At 51.0% G+C, this 19,373-nt stretch carries 22 protein-coding genes and 1 riboswitch; of the genes, 7 read left to right on the forward strand and 15 right to left on the reverse strand.

Annotation, left to right across the window (positions count from 1 at the left end):
- The first annotated feature begins 7 nt into the window (after nt 1-7).
- Both ACN08V_RS06045 and ACN08V_RS06050 read left to right on the forward strand, forming a co-directional pair.
- A complete protein-coding gene (locus ACN08V_RS06045; RefSeq protein ID WP_419104883.1) occupies nt 8-1,012 on the forward strand; it encodes a ParA family protein in 1,005 nt (334 codons plus the stop codon).
- Between the two features lie 26 nt (nt 1,013-1,038).
- Nucleotides 1,039-1,866, forward strand: a complete 828-nt coding sequence (locus ACN08V_RS06050) for an SIR2 family protein (RefSeq protein ID WP_419104884.1) — start codon at nt 1,039-1,041, stop codon at nt 1,864-1,866.
- A gap of 684 nt (nt 1,867-2,550) precedes the next feature.
- On the opposite strand, the gene ACN08V_RS06055 is transcribed toward ACN08V_RS06050, so the two are convergent.
- The 7 genes from ACN08V_RS06055 to ACN08V_RS06085 all read right to left on the reverse strand — a co-directional run bounded on the left by ACN08V_RS06055 (nt 2,551) and on the right by ACN08V_RS06085 (nt 9,113).
- The gene (locus ACN08V_RS06055; RefSeq protein ID WP_419104885.1) at nt 2,551-2,868 is read right to left on the reverse strand and encodes a hypothetical protein; all 318 of its coding nucleotides are present in this window, start codon (nt 2,866-2,868) and stop codon (nt 2,551-2,553) included.
- Nucleotides 2,869-3,179: 311 nt separating this feature from the next.
- A complete protein-coding gene (locus ACN08V_RS06060) occupies nt 3,180-3,689 on the reverse strand; it encodes a GNAT family N-acetyltransferase (RefSeq protein ID WP_419104886.1) in 510 nt (169 codons plus the stop codon).
- An 876-nt stretch (nt 3,690-4,565) separates the two neighbouring features.
- Nucleotides 4,566-4,681, reverse strand: a riboswitch (SAM riboswitch).
- Nucleotides 4,682-4,830: 149 nt separating this feature from the next.
- A complete protein-coding gene (locus tag ACN08V_RS06065; protein ID WP_419104887.1) occupies nt 4,831-5,577 on the reverse strand; it encodes a hypothetical protein in 747 nt (248 codons plus the stop codon).
- A 155-nt stretch (nt 5,578-5,732) separates the two neighbouring features.
- Entirely contained in the window at nt 5,733-6,353 is a 621-nt protein-coding gene (locus tag ACN08V_RS06070; protein WP_419099398.1) for a thymidine kinase, read from the reverse strand.
- A 164-nt stretch (nt 6,354-6,517) separates the two neighbouring features.
- Nucleotides 6,518-7,999: an amino acid permease gene (locus tag ACN08V_RS06075; RefSeq protein ID WP_419104888.1), complete on the reverse strand. Its 1,482-nt coding sequence runs from the start codon at nt 7,997-7,999 to the stop codon at nt 6,518-6,520.
- A 135-nt stretch (nt 8,000-8,134) separates the two neighbouring features.
- Nucleotides 8,135-8,590, reverse strand: a complete 456-nt coding sequence (locus tag ACN08V_RS06080) for an OsmC family protein (protein WP_419099396.1) — start codon at nt 8,588-8,590, stop codon at nt 8,135-8,137.
- Between the two features lie 85 nt (nt 8,591-8,675).
- Nucleotides 8,676-9,113: an Lrp/AsnC family transcriptional regulator gene (locus ACN08V_RS06085; RefSeq protein WP_419104889.1), complete on the reverse strand. Its 438-nt coding sequence runs from the start codon at nt 9,111-9,113 to the stop codon at nt 8,676-8,678.
- Nucleotides 9,114-9,192: 79 nt separating this feature from the next.
- On the opposite strand from ACN08V_RS06085, the gene ACN08V_RS06090 reads away from it, so the two are divergent.
- Nucleotides 9,193-9,954 (forward strand): AzlC family ABC transporter permease, encoded by a 762-nt coding sequence (locus tag ACN08V_RS06090; RefSeq protein WP_419104890.1) that lies wholly within the window; start codon nt 9,193-9,195, stop codon nt 9,952-9,954.
- A complete protein-coding gene (locus tag ACN08V_RS06095; protein WP_419099393.1) occupies nt 9,947-10,273 on the forward strand; it encodes a branched-chain amino acid transporter permease in 327 nt (108 codons plus the stop codon). Before ACN08V_RS06090 ends, ACN08V_RS06095 begins: the two co-directional genes overlap by 8 nt.
- Nucleotides 10,274-10,358: 85 nt before the next feature.
- Here the strand turns inward: ACN08V_RS06095 and tpx are convergent, their stop codons facing one another.
- Complete coding sequence (tpx, locus tag ACN08V_RS06100; protein WP_419099392.1) at nt 10,359-10,853, reverse strand: thiol peroxidase; 495 nt, start codon at nt 10,851-10,853, stop codon at nt 10,359-10,361.
- A 175-nt stretch (nt 10,854-11,028) separates the two neighbouring features.
- Here tpx and ACN08V_RS06105 point away from each other — a divergent pair, with 175 nt between their 5' ends.
- From ACN08V_RS06105 to ACN08V_RS06115, 3 genes are all read left to right on the forward strand, one after another.
- Nucleotides 11,029-11,679, forward strand: coding sequence for a TetR/AcrR family transcriptional regulator (locus ACN08V_RS06105; protein ID WP_419099391.1), 651 nt, complete (start codon nt 11,029-11,031; stop codon nt 11,677-11,679).
- Nucleotides 11,672-12,340: a TetR/AcrR family transcriptional regulator gene (locus ACN08V_RS06110; RefSeq protein ID WP_419099390.1), complete on the forward strand. Its 669-nt coding sequence runs from the start codon at nt 11,672-11,674 to the stop codon at nt 12,338-12,340. The genes ACN08V_RS06105 and ACN08V_RS06110 overlap by 8 nt, the downstream gene beginning before the upstream one ends.
- 62 nt (nt 12,341-12,402) lie before the next feature.
- Complete coding sequence (locus ACN08V_RS06115; protein ID WP_419104891.1) at nt 12,403-12,747, forward strand: DUF952 domain-containing protein; 345 nt, start codon at nt 12,403-12,405, stop codon at nt 12,745-12,747.
- A gap of 58 nt (nt 12,748-12,805) precedes the next feature.
- Here the strand turns inward: ACN08V_RS06115 and ACN08V_RS06120 are convergent, their stop codons facing one another.
- The 7 genes from ACN08V_RS06120 to ychF all read right to left on the reverse strand — a co-directional run bounded on the left by ACN08V_RS06120 (nt 12,806) and on the right by ychF (nt 19,273).
- Entirely contained in the window at nt 12,806-13,177 is a 372-nt protein-coding gene (locus tag ACN08V_RS06120) for a hypothetical protein (RefSeq protein ID WP_419104892.1), read from the reverse strand.
- Between the two features lie 162 nt (nt 13,178-13,339).
- Nucleotides 13,340-14,104, reverse strand: a complete 765-nt coding sequence (locus tag ACN08V_RS06125) for a class I SAM-dependent methyltransferase (protein WP_419104893.1) — start codon at nt 14,102-14,104, stop codon at nt 13,340-13,342.
- Entirely contained in the window at nt 14,104-14,463 is a 360-nt protein-coding gene (locus ACN08V_RS06130; RefSeq protein WP_419104894.1) for a zinc ribbon domain-containing protein YjdM, read from the reverse strand. Before ACN08V_RS06130 ends, ACN08V_RS06125 begins: the two co-directional genes overlap by 1 nt.
- Nucleotides 14,464-14,580: 117 nt before the next feature.
- Nucleotides 14,581-15,210, reverse strand: coding sequence for a hypothetical protein (locus ACN08V_RS06135; RefSeq protein ID WP_419104895.1), 630 nt, complete (start codon nt 15,208-15,210; stop codon nt 14,581-14,583).
- A gap of 219 nt (nt 15,211-15,429) precedes the next feature.
- The gene (locus ACN08V_RS06140) at nt 15,430-15,840 is read right to left on the reverse strand and encodes a DoxX family membrane protein (RefSeq protein WP_419104896.1); all 411 of its coding nucleotides are present in this window, start codon (nt 15,838-15,840) and stop codon (nt 15,430-15,432) included.
- 145 nt (nt 15,841-15,985) lie between these two features.
- A complete protein-coding gene (locus ACN08V_RS06145) occupies nt 15,986-17,566 on the reverse strand; it encodes a hypothetical protein (RefSeq protein ID WP_419104897.1) in 1,581 nt (526 codons plus the stop codon).
- A 621-nt stretch (nt 17,567-18,187) separates the two neighbouring features.
- Nucleotides 18,188-19,273 (reverse strand): redox-regulated ATPase YchF, encoded by a 1,086-nt coding sequence (gene ychF, locus ACN08V_RS06150; RefSeq protein WP_419104898.1) that lies wholly within the window; start codon nt 19,271-19,273, stop codon nt 18,188-18,190.
- Nucleotides 19,274-19,373 lie beyond the last annotated feature (100 nt).

The raw sequence follows: 19,373 nt of genomic DNA on the forward strand, positions 1-19,373 counted from the left end.
GAAAAACATGGCTACTACACTTTCCTTTTTCAACAATAAAGGCGGAGTTGGGAAAACAACACTAGCATGTAATTTTTCGCATTTTCTAGCATACGAAAAGGGAAAAAAAGTACTTGTTATTGACTTGGACCCCCAAGCAAATGCTACGCAATTACTACTAGACGAGCAAGATTGGGAACAAATCTATCAGAACAAGGAAGCTAGCGAAAGAAATACAGTTTACAAAATATTTGAGCATATACTCGATGGAGACGCATCGATAAATACTGACATAAAAATTTATAAAAGCCATCGATTTTTAGTCGACGTTTTGGCAGGCCACCCTTCCCTCTCAAAAGTTGAAGATAAACTCAGTAGGGCTTGGGATGAACTCAAAGCCGGAGAAATATCCGGCGCAAGAAAAACAAACTGGCTAAACACTCTAAGCTCTAAACTTAATTATGATTACATTGTAATAGATGCGGGCCCCTCACTTGGTGCCCTCAATAGAACTATGCTAGTAGGCAGTGATGCATTCACAACACCAGTAACGGCTGATTTATTCAGCTTGTATGCTTTAGAAAATATTGGTGAATGGATGGATTCCTGGGCAGCTGAATATTCAGAAGCAATTTTAAGAATTCCCGGTGAAAAGATCGAAAAATTTGAGTTAGGCAGCACCTTAAAGTCAAGGGAGGGTTACATCGGCTACACCATTCAGCAGTACATTGCTAAATCTTCCGGTGGGACAATTCGGCCTACCGCGGCCTATGATAGGTATAAAAACCAAATTCCGGAAAAATCCGCAATGTTAAAGAAAACATCAAAAATTGATAACGATTCCTTGGCATTAGGAATAATACCAAATATGTTCTCTATGGTACCCCTAGCACAAAATGCTCACGCTCCAATCTCTACCCTAGTTGCCGATGATGGAATAAAGGGAGCACAGTTCAATCAGCAGGAAAAATACAGCGCTGCCCTCATGGAAATATTTAAGAATATAAGCAAAAATTTGGAGGTTATTAAATAGTGGTAAGTAATTTTTGGCCAAATACTGTGATTGACTCTGCCACCCATAATGATTTAGTGCTTTTTGTAGGCGCAGGGGTTTCAATGGAAAGCAAAATTGGAAACACCTCACCACCCAGCTGGGACAAGTTACTTTCAAGCCTGTCGGAAGTAGTCAATAAATCTAATAACGTCGACTTCAATAGCATTCTAGAAAAAAATTTACTGGAAGCCGCCGAATTTATCCGCTTTGAATCACAGAAAAACGGACGCGAACAAGAAGTTATCGACAAAATTCTAGATTTGGTTGATTCGCCTAATGGTGAACAATTCAAATCTAATGATTGGCATGATGCTATTGAGCTATTAAATCCCAATATTATAATAACAACAAATTTTGACTCCATCCTGGAAAGAAAATTTCCTGGTTATAGCAAGATTGACCTCACTGATTTAAAAAATCTCCCCCAAAAGGTAAGGACAAGAAAATCTATAATAATTAAAGCCCACGGCACTGCTGGAAATCCTGGGACAATTCTTTCCCAAGGTGACTACATGAGGAACCTAAAGGACTCTCATCAACTATATGATGTGATTAACTCTTTGCTCCTTACCAGAACTTGTCTCTTTATTGGATACTCCATAGGAGACCTCGACTTTCAAGTGCTTCTTAATAATACAAAGAATTCCATACATAATAATCAGATATCCCATTATATTCTTACACCAGAAATTCCACCTTACCGAAAATCAATGTTCAGAGACGCTTATGGACTACATGCTTTAGAATATACTGTCAACCAAAATGGCAGCCACCAGGATGGAATCGAGAAACTTAAATCCCTAGGTGAGATAGCTTCAACAAAGGGAGCCTAAATTGTTTAAAAAACAAAATATTAAAGAGAAGATTTCAGCTCAATAGTATGACCTGAGTCCTGTTAAACTATACCAAAGCGAGGTTTCGCCAAATATTATCGTATGGGGATGCAAAAGGCTACTATTTTCCAGTAGGAGCGCCCACCTCACCTTATTGACAGAGACTAAAAGTGCGTCCGCGAGCTCACTTTTCTGCTTTTCCATTATCGTGGTTACCAGAATCATACCTGTGGGTTCCTTCCGTCTTATCGGAGAAAACCAAAAGGTAGATGCAATGAAGCCTGTCACTGGTTATCTTTCTATCGTGTAAATTGGCCGTATGGCTTCACCCAGAGAATCCACAGATAGATTATTAGCTGGTGCGGTCATAGCACTACAGCCGCCCGGATCCTTAGCAGGAACCGGGGTCTTGGTAGCAGAAGCATTACTCTCCTGTGTAAATTCATTTGTAGACGCATCACACTCAAGAAGGGACGGTTAAAATCAGGAATATAGCAGGCGAAACAGTATAAAATTACTATTTACCCTGTACAGATATAAGAACACCTTTCCTAAGAAGAGCATGGGACAAGCACCAGGAACGACGTTAATACTTAGCCCGGAACCAAATACCAGTTATACAAAGAACGGGTTACGCAGTTCGTGCAACCCACCCACTATCGTTACGGAAAGGCACCATAAAGCCTAGAAAACTTCAGCCGTTGAAGTAGCAAAGGTATCTGCATAGGACTTGGATCGCTTAGTATCATCGGCAGAAATGATCAGGGTGTTATAGCCGCTACCAGTTCCAGCAGGCATAAGCCTAACTACACCGTGGTTAGTTGAGCCCGCCATCTTAGCTGTGTAACTTTGCTCATCCCCTTGCCCAGAGAGCGATGATTTCTTGGCAAGCCTTGCTATTGATGGGCTGCAACCTACCAGTGCGGTCAGGAAGAGCTTTGCGATGGTGGCGATGTAAGACGACGGGACTTTGACGATGTTGCCATGAATTCCCTTGTTCAAAAAAATGTATATAGGTTCATCTAGTATAAATAACTTTCATTGAGGTCCTTGCTTTGCAAACAAACAGAATACATAACTGTGGATAGTCCCCGATCGTGCATTTCATTTCATATGGTTTGTTTCAATGGGCTAAGCAATAAACCAGGTATTTGTGGAGTATCCATATCTGAAGCGTATCAGTGGTGGTTGATGAGCTGAAAAAGTAACGCCCGAAAGAATCCGTAGGCAAAAACTACGGAGCCTTTTATCGTAGCTAGTTTAACCTCCCAGCCACGATAGTCTGTTGCATGTTCAGATGCGTTTCACAGGCTTCAATTATCAATCCAAAACCGCAGTTTTACCGTGCCGTCTGACATCGTGTAGGTATTTTCTAAAATGCCACCAGCACCCTCAATAATGCGCCGGGAAGCTACGTTATCATCCGAACAGGTCACCAGCACCTTATGAACTCCAGATTCACGTAAACGCTCTAAGCTCAGCCTCAAGATTTCCCTGGCGAACCCTCGTCTCCGCTCGTCCGGAAGCACAGCGTAGCCAATATGCCCACCCACAACCCGAAGAAAACCCGTCAGCTCATATCGGATAGAGACCCGGCCCACGATACGCCCCTCATACTCTGCAACCAGCAGGTCAGAACGCACACAACCTTCGGGCAAATCCGTACCTTTAGCTAACCGGTTATGCTCCTCAAGTAGCGCAGGGAAATCCGTGGGATCACCCAAAAGAAAATCGAAGTTATCGTTCTCTAAGAGGATTTGGTGTGCACGAGTTGCCTGCTCACGATCGGATAAGGTGAGAGGGCGTAGTTTCAGGTGTGTCATAGGGGCTTCCCTAAGTTACAGAAGAAAATAAGTGAATTCAGCCTACCATGCCTATCAGCGTTAGAACACTAGGTAACGGCGCTCCCGCATAGATGTTTACCTGTTAGAACTCAGAGTGCTACGTGCTTAAACCTTCACCCCCTATAGACGGGCTTTGGCTTTCTGTAGATTCCCCAGAGGCGTGGGCTCCGCGTAGCTCCAGAGCAAACACGCCCCGTCCCACCTCAATAGAGCCCATTCTATCCTGCTACTGCAAAGCCTCAGCGCTCTACCAGCCAGCTGGCCCGGGGCCAGCGCCTTAGGGGCTGTTGGCTGATAGAGCGCTGAGCTGGGACACTACCCTCTTGAGTAAGCTTCCCCGTACCTATCTAGTTATTTACTAGCTTGGCTTTCCCTACGGCTCGGTGATGAGTCACTGTAGGAACAATAATCAAGTGGTCGCTCCGCCAGGTGAACCAGGTAGAAAGACTTTCCCTCGCGCACACCCAGTAAATTATTCCCAGGGTTCCAGAGCAAGGGTAAGGCAGAATCCCCCTGAACTGACTCATCAGTTTTTCTGAGGAAAACGCTCAGCCGCTCAGCATCATGGCTCCAAAAGAGCCTATTTTCCCCACCGATAGATAAGTGCACCCTAGTCCCCCGCAGCTCCGTCATAGACACCCTCCGCCAGGTCATATTCGAAGCGTTAAGCCCCAATGAGGGCGTAACCCCGTGGCCAGGTGCACAGATAGTACAGCGCGAAATAGGGATAGACGGCGATTCTTGCTCTTGTGCCTGAACCGGGTCAAAAAAGTCCTCTGGCTTGTTCCTACACAGTGCAGAACGAATAGCTGATGTCCACGAAAAAATACGACCCACTGTGGGCCTCCTTAAAACAAACGCCACTTTCGCTACGCCTTGTGGGTAGCGACCGATTTTCCTTTGAGAGCACCGTCTGCGTCAGGCGGTTGCCAGCCAACAAGTCAAAGGGCTTACCGTTGGGCTTCTGAATCGTGACACCAACTTAAGAAAATAAATGGAAGTTCACAAGCTTTATACACTTCACTATCTGACAAAGACCGCTCAGGAAGCGCTAAGGCCCCACACCCAAGAGGGTGCGGGGCCTTAGCGCGAGCTGTCAGCTTAGTAAGCCTCTAAGAAACTAGGAGGCCTTGGACAGGGATCCAGCCATCTGCTCGGCTAGCTTGGCCGCGCTGTCAGCATTGCTACTGGAAACAGTAAGAACGCTGAAGCCGGTACCGGTACCAGAAGGCACAACCACAAACACGCCGTGTACGGACACACCGGTAACGTCAAGAGTGTAGCTCAGCTGAGTGCCCTCACCCAGAGGGGTGGAGATCTTCTTGTACTCGCCCGGAGTAGCGTTGATACCCTTAGCCAGTGATTCCATCTCGGCCTGATCAGGCAGGGAAGTAACCAAGACGGGCTCAGCGTTGACGTTCACATTCTCAGCGAAACCATCTTCGTTAGGGGTCACAGAGGTAGCCATCAGATCAAGCTGAGCCATCTGAGACTTAAGCTCCTCGGGGGTGAAGTTAGTTCCCTGGGCGGCCTGATCCAGGTACTCCTGAATAGCATCGGTGTTGGCAATGGCCTCACTGTCCATCTCCATCCAGCCCTCAGGAACAGCAAAGCTGATCTTGTTGTTAGGTGCTGTTACCTTCTTGAAGCCGTCAGGAATAACTGCCTCTACCTTAGCCTCATCAGCGGCAGCTGAGCTGGTCTCCTCCGCTGCCTGGGACTGCTCAGCTGAGGCGCTAGCTGAGCTAGAAGTCTCCGCTGCTGCGCTCTCTTTTTTATCGGATGAGCCACAACCAGCCAGAAGGGCTAGGGACATCAGCGCGACGGTGGGTACAGCCAGCAGGCGGGTTTTGGGTGATACAGCCATAGATTTTTCTCTTTCTCAAACAGGACTGGGCACTACGATTATAGGCTGGTTTGGGCACACCTCGGCGCTTCGGCATGACATAAACCACTAAAAAGGGGATAAAAAAGCCCTAGCCAAGATTCTGGACACTACGGATAGCCATGGGATCCTGCCAGCTATTGGTAGAGCTTGCCACCGGATTCCTGCAAATAGCAGGAAGGGCAGAGAGACTCATAGCCCACATGAACCCCGTCAATAGCCACCTGGTCACCGGCAAACACAAAACGACCGTCCACAGTGCGCCCATTAAAGAGAGCCTTGCGGCCGCAACGGCAAATAGTTTTAAGTTCTTCAAGGCTGTGCGCGATTTCCAGCAGACGGGCTGAACCGGGAAAGGCCCGCGTCTGGAAGTCCGTGCGAATGCCGTAGCACATGACGGGAACATTCTCCTCCACCGCGATCCGCATCAGGTCATCAACCTGGGCAGTGGTCAGGAACTGGGCTTCGTCCACTAGCAGGCAGGAGACAGGCAGGTGCCCGTGAAGCTGTTCCTGCCGGGCGTGAGGTTCAGCCGCCGCATGGAAGAGCTCACGCACAGAGTCCTGATCACCCACGAGGAAATCCGCGGCGCGAGTAACCCCCAGGCGGGAAACAATGGCAGTGTCCCCCTTAGTGTCGAGCTGTGGCTTAGCAAGCAGAACCCTTTGACCGCGCTCCTCATAGTTATGGGCCGCCTGCAAGAGCGCAGTGGACTTACCAGAGTTCATCGCCCCAAAACGGAAATACAGCTTAGCCACGGTGGCCCTCCCAGCTCCTATATGTACAAACCACCTTATTCTAGCCTTTCACGGCCGCATCTGATGAGTCAGCGCATCCAATAGATAAACACCCCGCTACCGCCCTCTCCAACCTGACGGAGGGGGCAGTAGCGGGGTCTGCAAACAGCCAGCGGCGTGGGCGCTTATTGGGTTTGGCCCACCTCAATACCAGAAACATCCACCTGTTCCAGAGGGATCCTCTTAGAACCGGTAACCAGCTTATGAACCAGCCAGACACCAATGATAATAGGCAGGCCGATGTAGGCGGAGACCACTTGGAGCCACAGACCTTCAAAGATTGCGTTGTAGTTCTGACCAGCAATCACCATAAGGCACATAAGCAAGGCTACGATGGGGCCCAGGGGGAAGAGAGGGGCCTTATAGGGCAGGTCATTGACGTCGTTACCCTGAGCAACATAAGCCCGGCGGAAACGGTAGTGACAAATAGCCACACCCACCCAGGTGATAAAGCCTGACAAACCTGAAATATTAATAAGCCAGGTGTAGGCAGAGCCCTCACCAATAACCGCTGAGGCGAAGCCAAACAGGCCAATAGCGGCAGTCATCAGCAGCGCAGGCATAGGGATGCCTCGGGCGTTGACCCGGGTGAAGATACGGGGCGCGCGGCCTTCAAGGGCAAGAGCGTAAAGCATACGGGATGAGACGTAGAGACCTGAGTTACCGGCTGACAGGATAGCAGTCAGAATAACCGCGTTCATGACCGAAGCGGCAAAAGCAATACCCAGGTTCTCAAAAACCATAGTGAAGGGTGAATAGGCGATATCGGTTTCACCGGTGCGCAACAAGTTGGGGTTGGTGTAGGGAATGAGGGTACCGATTACGGCAATCGCTCCAATGTAGAAGAGCATAATCCGCCAGAATACGCTCTTAAGCGCCCGGGGCACATCGCGGCGAGGGTTCTGGGATTCGCCTGCGGCAACACCGATCATCTCGGTGCCCTGGAAGGAGAAACCCGCAACCATGAAGATCGCCATAATCGAGACGAAGCCGCCCTTGAAAGGGGCCTCGCCGTTCGTCCAGTTAGCAAAGCCGTTGTTGTGGTTGCCCAGAATGCCAAAAATCATTGCAATGCCGGCAATAAGGAAGACGATAACGGTAATGACCTTAATGGTGGCCAGCCAGAACTCGGATTCACCGTAGGAGCGGGCCGAAAGCACATTGATACCCAGGATGAGAGCGAGGAAGACACCTGCCCATACCCAGCCGGGGACACCCGGCAGCCAGTAGGACATGATGACGCCCGCAGCGACCAGCTCCGCGGCTACGGTAATTGCCCAGTTAAACCAGTAGTTCCAGCCCATAGCAAAGCCAAAGGAGCTTGAAACATAGCGGGAGGCAAAAGTTTGGAAGGAGCCCGCTACCGGCAGGTGCGCTGCCATTTCGCCCAGGGACTGCATCAGGAGCAGCACCATAAAGCCAATCAGGATATAAGCCACTAGGGCACCACCCGGACCGGCTTCTGCAATGGTGGAACCTGATGCCACAAACAGACCGGTACCGATTGCACCGCCGATTGCGATCATAGAGAGGTGCCGGCTAGCTAGCCCTCTTTTAAGCTCTTCTTTAACCTGCCCGGTAGGTGCAGGGTGTGCTTCAGGAGACATAGTGTGCTGCTACTTTCGCTGGTAATGAGTCCCCAACAGTTTTGCTTAGGGGGTTTAAGACAAACTTTAGACTACCAACCGCGCAGGCCACATACCACCGGGTATCACGTGATATAGCTTTACCCGGCAAATGTCCTAGGCATTTTCGTTGATGAAGGTGATTTTTGAGCCGTGCTCGACCGTGCGAGATACGGTGCAGTCCTTCTCAGCAGATAGCCGGATGAGTCGGTCCACCATTGACTGAGCTTTTTCCCCAGCTTCGGTTGCGGCGAAGCGGACCTTAAAGCTGACTTCAATATCGTCCATTCGGACGGCACCGTTTTCGTCAACCTGGCGGATGCCGGAAGAGGTGACGCTAAATTCCTCTGCTTCTGCGCGGCGGCCGGTGACAACGTCCACGTCGATAGCTGAGCAACCGGCAATAGCGGCTAACAGAAGCTCAACAGGGGTCAGTAGCCCCTCCCCCTGACCGAATTCAAGGCTGTCGCCCTTGGCGTTGGTTGCGCGGTAGTGGCGGGAGGCAGTCCGCTCTACCGTGACGGCCCGGTAGTTGGGGTCTTGGGTGCGTTGGTTAGCGGTATTCTCACTCATGGTTTCTCCTGGGTAATTGTCCTAAGCGTGGTTGCAGTTTCAACTGGGCAGAGGCAGAGTTTATTCCCTGCGGCCCAAGGGTAGGTTAAGGGGCTTTGAGAAGCTTCATTGTGATACGGGAGTCCACCCGGATGACAGAGTCGTGCCGGGCGGCGACCTCTGAAAACCAGCGTTCGTAGGCAGCTGAGTCTTTGACTCTAACCTTAATGTAGTAATCAGGTAGCCCGTACATACGGCGGAACTCAACCACGTTCTCGCTGGCCATAATGGTGTTCTCAAAATCCTCAATGCTCGCAACATCGTTGCGAGATAGGTCAGCAAAAACCAGGACTTCAAACCCCTCGTCCATGGCCTCATAGTTGATGCGAGCGCTGTAGCCTTCGATAATTCCTTGTTCTTCGAGCCTGCGTACCCTGCGGAGGCAGGGGGCCGCAGTGAGGCCTACGCGCGCCGCAAGTTCCTGGTTAGTCAGCCGACCATTGCGGGTGAGCTCATTGATTATTGCCCTATCTAAAGAATCCATATACATATATTGCCAGCACATAGCACTCTCAGCAATTATTCGCAAACACCTTGCTCTCGTTTTTCTTTAAACTGGCCGTATGCACATCACGAAAGAAACCTCAACCACACCCGATATTGTCGGTGAGCATGTCGCTACCCTACCCGGTGAAAGCGGCTTTAAAGAAGGCATGCGAGTAGCGGGTATTTTGTGCATAGGGTTTATGGTCATGGGTATGGGCTTAGGCGTACTGGTCGCTTCGGTTGGCTTACCCTGGTGGGTTGCGCCTGCACTCTCAGCGATCGTCTTCGCCGGCTCGGTGGAATTTCTGTTGGTTGGGCTCATTGCCTCGGTAGCGCCCCTCTCACTGATCGCCTCAACTACCCTACTCATGAATGCCCGCCACCTGGTCTACGGTATCTCTTACCCGCTACAGAATGTTCAGGGGAACCTAGCTAAAGCGGTCGCCGTGTATCTGCTCTGCGATGAAGCCTACGCAGTCAATACCGCACCGGGCTCCCAGGGCTTTCGCGGGAGTCGTATTTTAACCGTATCTGTGGGTCTCTGGGTGAGCTGGTGGGGCGGGTCAACTCTAGGCGCTCTTGTAGGCGCCACTTTACTATCGCATCTCAAAGGCGTGGACTTTGTGATGACCGGTATGTTTATTCTGCTCTCTATCAACGCCTATAAAGCAGTCAGGGATAAAACAACGGCGGCGCTGGCAGCCCTCTCCTCGATAACTGCCATAGTGTTCTTCCCCCATTCCATCTTGCTTCTCTCTCTCCTGGGCCTTGTCGCCTTGCTGACGATCCGCCATTATGCCCAGCCTAAAACAGCCCTACAGGAGCTGCCCCGTGCCTAGCACCAGTTACATCCTCTCCGCTATTTTTCTCTCCGCAGGCATCACCTTTGCCCTGCGGCTGCTTCCTTTTGGCATCAAAAATGCGCTCAAAGACTCAGCCCTCGTCACTGATTTGGCCCGCTGGGTACCCTTAGGGGCTATTATCTGCCTGGGTTTTTATGTGATTGCAGACATTGACTATTCTTCCTGGCAAACAGCTACCCCCTACTTGGCCGGAACCCTTGTGACCGCTGCCCTACATCTTTGGCGCGGAAACCTCGCCCTTAGCCTCCTGGCGGGAACAGCAACCTGCGTTATTCTGGCTAACTGGGTTTTCTAAGCTAGGTAACAGCCATCATAGATAAGGCCCCCGTTCCTGCCAGCACTGGCAGGAACGGGGGCCACATGATACAAGCGGTCAAGGCTTAAAGAGCAGCAAGTGCGGCTTGATAATCGGGTTCGCTGCTAATTTCATCGACCAGCTGGGTATAGATGACCTGGCCTTCGGTGTCCAGAATAAGCACGGATCGGGCCAAGAGACCGGCCAGCGGGCCATCAGCGAGGGTTAGGCCAAAGTCTTTGCCAAATGATGAACGGAAGGCAGAAGCAGTCACGACGTTTTCGATGCCTTCTGCACCACAGAAGCGACCCAGGGCAAAAGGAAGATCCTGGGAAACACACAGAACCACGGTGTTCTCCAAAGCAGCTGCCTGCTGGTTGAAGGTGCGCACCGAGCTGGCGCAAACGCCGGTATCGATGGAGGGGAAGATATTGAGGATTACCTTTTTACCGGCAAAATCGGCGGATGAAATCTCACTCAAATCGGTCTTGACCAGGGTAAAGCTGGGAGCCTGTGAGTCAAGGGTGGGCAGTTCGCCGACGGTCTGAACGGCGCTGCCTTCTAAATGTGTAGTAGCCATAGAATCCATTGTGTCCTGCTTAACCAGGCTATGCAAGAGGTTGCGCTGTGGGCGTGCAGTTATGCTCTAGCCCACTGGAGCTTTAGGGCAGTCATCCTTGGGGCGTGTCGACACTTTCGTGACATCTTGTAGCCAAAAAGGTGTCGGGTTTAGAAGATGTTCTAAAGTTGATTCTGTGCCAAAACTAATAGACCATGAGGAACGAAAACAGGAGATCGCTCACGCAGTCTGGCAGGTGCTGACGCGTGAGGGAGTACGAGGTGTCTCGGTACGGACCGTTGCCGCCCAAGCCGGGATCTCTACCGGCTCTTTGCGCCATGTCTTCCCCTCTTTTGAGGAGATGATGCTTTTTTCCCTGGACTTTGCAGGAAAAAAGTTTATCCGTTCCCTCACCAACCGGCAGTTTGAGGGCCAGCTACTTGACAATTTGGAAGAACTTTACACCTACCTTTCACCGGTTTCAGAAGACGGACAACGATTCACGACAGTCATAGCAGGCATGCTGGCAGACATGCGAATTTTCCCTGATATTGCAAAAATACTCCAAGAACATGAGGCTGACTTTATATATGCCTATGGGTTCTTGTTGAGCCAGCTTCGAGCTCATGGCTTCCTCAAGCCGGGGCTAGATATTGACCTGGAGGTGGAGAAGCTCGTTGCCTTGCTCTGGGGCATTAACGCGCTTTACACTCTCACAGATGGTGAGATCAGCACGCAGGAACTTACCGAACCTATTATTGTGCAGTTCGAGACACTCCTGAACATCTTTATCTCCCCTGTCTGCCAGGATGCCTCTACTGACCCTCAGGAGTTTGTCCGTGCCTAAACTCATCGACCACGAAGCCCGGAACCGGGTAATTGCCCAGGCTCTATGGAAACTGCTCAATGAGCGCGGTGTTAGTGCCGTTACCGTCAGGAATGTTGCAGCCGAGGCCGGGATCTCTATGGGATCGCTACGTCACTCTTTTAATAACAGAGTGGAGCTTCTCACCTTCGCCTTTGACCTTATTGGGCAGGAAACAGAAGCCAGTATGAAAGCTGTTTCTGTCGAAGGCCAGGATGTTCTCAACACGGTTAAAATTCTGGAGCATTTTCTCCCCATCACCCCGCGTTCGCAGGCAATCTCCCGTATTACCCTCAGCATGGTTTCCGAACTACGCCCAGTCCCCGGTATCAAGGATATTTCGACCAAAGGTCTTGAGCGGATTCGCTCATATTTTTATAACATGCTGGTCTACCTTGATAGTACTGGTCAGATTAAAACTGGTACTCATCTGAAGGTTCAGGCTAATAAGCTGACTACCCTTAGCTATGGGCTCTCCACTAAGGCTGTGATTGGTGGGCGGGGGTCAGAGCCCGTCAACATCAGCAGGATTTTCCGTTCCTGTATGAACGAGATACTGGTTACCCCGGTAGCCTATGCCACCCAAGAGGACATCGATGAATTTATTCGGCTTTCTGAAGGCGTTGGCGCCTTCCGCTCATAGTCTTGGCCGGTACACCGGTTAGAGCATCAGAGAATAGCATGGCACAGTGTTAAGCTGACATTATGTTGTTCCATATAGCTTTACCCGAAGACTACGCTCGCGCTCTTAAAACAGGTTTTTACGATATCTCTACCCGTGGACTTCCCCTGGCTCAAGCAAGATTCATTCACTGTAGCGCTTCAGAGGACCAGGTCCAGCGCATTTGGCAGGCAGTCTATAGTGACCGTCAGGATGCCCTCGTTCTAACTATTGATGAGCTGGCTTTGGCTGATGCGAATCTCACCGTACAGCACGAACCGTGTGATCCGCTCGACCCAGGCTCTGAGCTGTTCCCACATATCTACGGTGGACCTATCCCTCTTAAGGCTCTTACGGTTTGCAGAGAACACCAGTGGAAGAGGCAGTAAAAAGCCCGCCTACCGCATAGAGCTCTAAACGGTCGACGGGCTGGAGTTGCTGAGGTGCCTAGGCAGTAGCTAGCGGGCCTTCGTCCTCGGGGGCGGTGACTGGATCTGAGATAACATCTGCAGGTGCTTGCTCGACTGCTTCATCGGCGGCTTTCTCTGCCTTGGTTTCGATGCGGGTCTCTTTGATTTCTTCTACTTTTTCTTTGGTTTTTTCTACAGCCGTTGAAGCTACTTCTTTGGTTTTCTCGGCAACCAGAGGAGCTTTATGGCGAATAGTTTCCCCTGCGGCCTTCACATTCTCTTGAACAGTAGGGTCATGCAGAGCTTTGTTAGCCTGACTCTTGATCTTTTCGTAGCTCTCGCGACCGGCGCGGGCGCCCAAAACATAACCCACACCGATACCCGCAAGCAGGGCTAAACGTGCTTTCATAACATCCACCTTCATATAGTTCTATAAGCAGTATCTACACAGTACGCCCAAACCCTAAATTGCCACAAGGGGGAAAGCCTCTCCAGCCATAATTATCAGTGAGCTTGTAGGTTTTCTGGTTGAGTCTCAACGCTATTGGTATTCCAACTTTACTTGTAAGTTTTAGTATTTTGCTGCGGTGAAAATCATTAGGGGCTGGTCCTCTCCCCCAGTAAAAGGCTCACAACTCCAGGAACGGTAACAGCGCTCCACCCTTAGACCAGCTTGCTCTAAGGCTTCAGTAATCTGCTCATAGCTTCTAAACTGAAGCCGCTGAACGGTATCAACCATGTAGCCACTCTCCAGAAATTCTCTGTGCGAGCGCATAACCACAACTCCCTGTTGGTCCGGTGGCTCAATCACTGTGGTTTCATTCAAACGGCCAATAACTGTCTTACGTGTAGTCTGCTCGTGACTCCATCGTTCCCAGGCACGATTTTCGGGATTGCGGGTCTCGAAGGCTAGCCGCCCGCCAAGTTTCAGTCCATGTGCAATATGTTTGAGAGCCTTGTACCACTGATCCCCAATCATATGCATAGCTACATTGCCACTCATTATCACCAGGTCAGCGGAGTGTGGCATGATCTGATCGCTTGTTCCCACCTGCCACTCTACGCAATGTGCGCCCGGACGATGTTGGGCATACTTAATCATGGCCGGAGCTGGGTCTATTCCTATGACAGATCGACCAGACCCGGTGAGGGTAACAGTAAGGATTCCGGTGCCACAGCCCAAATCGACAATGGACTGGGCCTGTGTCGCTGTAGCTAGACGGCGAAAGAAATCGTGGTCTTCCCCGTCAGGGTTGTCCTCATCGTAGATTGCTACTAAATATGAATCATCAAACTGAGAAGCCGTTCCCTTAGCTTTTACGCCTCTGCCAAGCATTAGTTAATCTTTTTTACCACAGAAGATTTGAGGTAGATCTGGCCAGCGCCGGGAACCTTGGCCTCAAGGTCATGGCCGTTGATAGGGCTCTCCAGTAGGCGGATACCGCGCACCTTGGTGCCAGCTTTAATATCCGCGCCACCTTTAACTTTTAGGCCCTTAGTAATGGTCACTGCGTCACCGTCGGTTAGCTCATTACCTACCGAGTCCAGGACCTTGCTGCCGGCTTCATCAGGCTCAGCGCCCTTTTCAGCCTCAATCCACTCGTGGCCGCACATGGGGCAAACCCACAGCTGCCCCTGCTGGTAGGAGTATTCCTCAGCGCACGCTGGGCAAGCTGGCGTGTATTCTTCAGACATGGCGCTTCCTTCGAACGGGTCAAGAGACTACTTCACCCCTCATTATGGCAGATACACAGGGCGCGCCCCGCACGCCGGGCCACAGGCACAGGGACGCTGACACAGCGGTTAGCAGAGCTAAAAAGTACTGTAGCCCTCTCTACTCATTACAACTCCCCTGCCGGTCTTAGTGTTCCAGCAGGTCATGGCCTCTTGTGCCGACTCACAGGCCAGGTGCTGGGAGTAAACACTGGTCCCATAAGGCACCACCTGGGCAGAACCACCAGAAGGGTTAGACTGGTTCATCATGAAGAAGAGGGCATCACCCCGTGCCCCTAGCTCCACCTGCTGGACTGAATCATCCAGCGAGAAAATCCACCGGGTAAGCAGTGCTGAGGGTTCTGTGTACTTCCTTTCCTCCGCGTAGGAGACCACCCCGCAGACGGCTGTGGTAGTGCCTCTAACATCGCACCCGATATTGCCTGAGGGGCTCACGAGAATACCAACATTCCAGTTCTCGCTGACCGGGTAGAAGGAGGTGACAGGAACCGCACCCTGCGGGATGTAGCCTTTTCTTTCAGTCAGCGGTGGGGCGGTAGTTTGATGGGCGGCCCCCGGCTGCTGGTTGGTGGGGTTTGCTGTCGCAGGGGTGGATGAGGTTGCAGGAGCTGTTGGGCTAGCGGAGGTACTAGCGGTAGCTGGTGAGACAGTGACGGTGGGTGAGCTAGACGGTCTAGGGCTTTCGGTTGAGCTTGGTGAGGGGCTCATGGGGGAACTGGCTGATGGGTTACTGTCAGTTCCCGGCTCAGGGCCGCCGCAAGCGCTTAGCACTAGTAGGCCACTGCAGAGTAGGAGAGAAAATTTTGTAGCGGACATTTATCCTCCTGCAGGTCCCTTGAGTGTTGTCTCTTTTTCTTTTCCTGTTTAAGCCAGTATAGGGCTCGCACATCGTTTGGCCCGTCTGCTGGCCTGGACCTCAGCAAGAGATTAGGGCTCTAGTTTTTTACCTCTGGGCAGGATCCCTCCGGCCCAGAGAGCGGCAAGGACGAGCAGGGGCTGGAAGAGCAGACGGACAAAGCGCTTGGCGTCAGTATCTAGCCCGAAGGCATCAATCCCTTGAAGGTACTGGTTGATGTTGCCGGGGAAGATGAGGACGTAGAAGAGAGCTAGCGCTAGGGCTACTGCCCTACGGGAGCTTTGCGGGGCAAAGAGTAAGCCCAGACCGAAGCCTAGCTCCACCAGCCCGGAGGCCACCACAACCAAGTCTGGATCTAGTGGTAGCCAGACGGGCACCTGGGCCAGGAAGGACTGGCGGGCGTAGCTCAGGTGGGCGGTACCAGCCAAAAGCATGAAAGAGCCCAGAATCAGACGTACAAAGTGCTGAGAGTATCGACGCATACCCACCATTATTGTGCATGTCTCACATTAGAGCCTCATCAGGAGAAAGGTAGGCTCAACGAAAGTTCTTCGCCGTTGAGCCCTCCTCAGTTGCCGCATAAGCTCTCAGGATGAAACGCTCAGCTATATGCCCTGAGCCAGGAACTCACTCTTTAATGGCCTTCAGCTCGGTCATTTCAATTTCAAAAACAGGGTCTTGCTTCTTCTCAGCTTCGGGGATGTTCATCACCGAAGCAAAGATATCGGCCACCCTAGCAACTTTTTTGAGGTTCTTGTCCTGGCTAATCCAACTGTCAAAACCGATACTGAAACTAGCGTCCTTGGTATGGATGTGGATGGTGGGGCTATTCTTTTTATCATCGTCGAACCGAACATAACGAACGTCCTGGAGATTATAGAGTGTCCCAGTGTCACCGTTCTTCTTTAGATCCGCGTATCGAGTGACAAAGAAATAATTTTGAGTGATACCCAGGTAGGAATTACGCATACCCACATTCACATCAGCCAAAACAAGTAGTTTCTCTTCGCGAGGCAGAGACCACTGCAAGATGGAAAGAAGATCATCTCCTGTCTCATCCTTATCAAACACTAGGAGAGCCGGTGCAGGCTTGGAGGGTTGCTGATAGATGCTCCCCATGAGTTCGGCAACGGACTGGGCTAATTGCTCAGACTTTTCGAGGGGATTATCTGATTCATATTTGCGCCCGAGTCCCAAAGGGAGCCGCAGTACACTTTTGCCCTCAATGATCGTCATCAGCTTCAACTGTTGGATTAGTTTGCCGACTAGCTTTTGGAGCTCCTGCTGAGCTTCTTCATATTCTGACTCTGTGGTGGTGAGAACAGCTTGAAGCAGTTTTTCATCATCCGGGTTGAGGCTGATGTGGGATGCACGTAAAACATTCCACCTGTGTCGGGTCCATTCTGCCAGCAGGTAGCCGTATGCGTCGTTGAGAATATCGTTCTGATGCTCTAGGACGTATTCTTTTCTTTCCGATTTACTCTCAGCGCACTCTAGCCCTTTGAGGTGCTTGGAAATATTCTGTTTAAACAGGTTACGGCTTTTGAGGATATCCGTTTCCTTGGAAAGAATAGGGGAAAAAATACCAGTGCTCACCTGCCCTATCTGCCGTGCTTCTTCCACAGCTTTGGAAACTGAAGAGTCCAATGAGATAAGGGTAGACCAACGTTCTTCTTGCGTTGCTTGACGAATTTCGTTGATGGCCTGACGGGTTAGTTTGAGGTTCTCATCTAGACGGCGTGAGATAGAGGAAAGTTGCATTTGTAAAGCGACGAGAACCATTCCTGGTCCAGTGCTGAGAGCCGACAACCTAGCTAAATCAGCTGGAGCTAGCTCGGACCAACGCATGATGTGACTAAACCCATTACCCCCAGCGGTTTTAAGCACGCCAAGATTCTCCCCGGTTTTCGCGACGACTGGAACCATTGTCTGAAGTTTTTCCACAGTGGTTGGATTAAGTCGGACCAGCCCCTGGAGAAACTCTGGAGAGACTTGTTTTTGAGCAAGGATATTTGCTCCTGCAACAAAACCCGAAAGGCCGTCAGCAATGACTTTGGCTGACCCTTCAGGCATAAGATCAAAAGATAGGAGTTCTAACCCCGGAACAGGCTTCTGCGAAAAAACTGCTGCGACTCCAGGTTTAACTTCAACGATTACGGTCTCCTGCAGTCCTTCAAGATCACTATTTTGTGGTGTTTCCTCTGACATTTGGTCCCCTCTGAACAGTTAAGACCCGCACAGTGTGTTTGCAGGTTAATTTGCTTTGTATTAATTATTGTAGAGGCAAGTGATTTGTATTTATCTCTTTAATTTTTAATGGTTTTTGTAGCTCTCGTGAGGGTCCGCTCTGCAATCTCATGTAACGAGGTTCCAAATAGCCGCCGTTAAGTCGTATCTTGACCTGCATATACTTTTAGAAAAAATAAAATGGATCACATTTAGCCTTGCAGTCTGCTTTATAAAGGGCTTCTCTCCGCTCTAGCGGTAACCAAATCTGCGTCCCTGTGGGTAGTTGCTTGCGGCTTCTGCTTGACCCCGCAAAAATCTTCAAAAAGGTGCTCATACCGGGGCGTGAAATCAACCAGAAGTCTAAATCGTTCTCTTCGCCAAAGCCCTTCAGCCGTTACAGACCTAAAAAGTGAAAACCGAGTGGCGGCCTCCTACGGTGCCTCGGGGTCGAGACCCGCTGGTCCTGTCATACTCTTAGTATCCTATGGTCCCCCTAGGACAAGGGAATAAGGTATTGTTGTCTCATCAAATAAAACCTCCCGGCCCTGTTTAGTACAGGTACCGGGAGGTTTTTATAAACTCAAAACAATCAGAGACTGACTAGACGTTGAAGCGGAACTCCACCACGTCGCCGTCCTGCATGATGTAGTCCTTACCTTCAATACGGACCTTACCCTTGGCCTTAGCCTCAGCCATGGAGCCTGCGGCGTCCAGGTCCTCAAAGGAGACAATCTCAGCTTTAATGAAGCCCCGCTCAAAATCAGTGTGAATCACGCCGGCAGCCTGGGGTGCGGTGTCGCCCTGGGAGATAGTCCAGGCGCGGGTCTCCTTGGGGCCAGCGGTCAGGTAGGTCTGCAAGCCCAGGGTAGAGAAGCCAACACGGGCTAACTGGTCCAGGCCAGATTCGTCCTGACCGTTCAGTTCTAGCATCTCGCGAGCTTCTTCCTCAGAGAGCTCCACCATGTCAGCCTCAAGCTTGGCGTCCAGGAAGACAGCCTCGGCAGGTGCCACCAGCTCGCGCAGTTCCTGCTGCTTTTCCTCAGAAGCCAGCACGCCCTCGTCCGAGTTAAAGACGTAGATGAAGGGCTTAGAGGTCAGCAGGTTCAGCTCCTTGAGCAAAGCCATGTCGATCTTGGCTTCCTTGTACTTGGAAATCAGGGTGTCGCCCTCTTCCAGTATGGCCTGAGCCTTCTTGTACTCCTCAAGCTGGGCGGGGTCGCCCTTCTTGATTTTGACGGCCTTTTCCAGGCGCGGGATAGCGTTTTCCAGGGTCTGCAGATCCGCCAGCACCAGTTCGGTGTTGATGGTTTCCATGTCAGAGGCAGGGTCTACCTTGCCATCCACGTGGATAACATCGGGGTCGTCAAAAGCACGAACGACCTGGGCGATGGCGTGCGCCTCACGGATGTTAGCCAGGAACTGGTTACCCAAGCCTTCGCCCTCGGAGGCACCACGTACAATACCGGCAATATCTACGAAAGATACTGTTGCAGGCAGGATGCGTTCGGAACCGTAGATCTCTGCCAGGCGGGCAAGACGCTCATCCGGCAGGTTCACTACGCCAATGTTCGGTTCAATGGTGGCGAAAGGGTAGTTTGCCGCCAGGATGTTGTTTTTAGTCAGTGCGTTAAAGAGGGTCGATTTGCCGACGTTGGGCAGACCGACAATACCAATAGTAAGAGCCACGGAGATATAAGCCTTTTGTTGTGAAGAATCTTTTGCTCCCTAGTCTACTAGGTGAGTACAAGCGGTAGGGTGTCGGCGGTGCGTGAGAAGCCACAAACTT

The organism is Rothia sp. P5766 (genome assembly GCF_048513555.1).
Lineage (GTDB): Bacteria > Actinomycetota > Actinomycetes > Actinomycetales > Micrococcaceae > Rothia.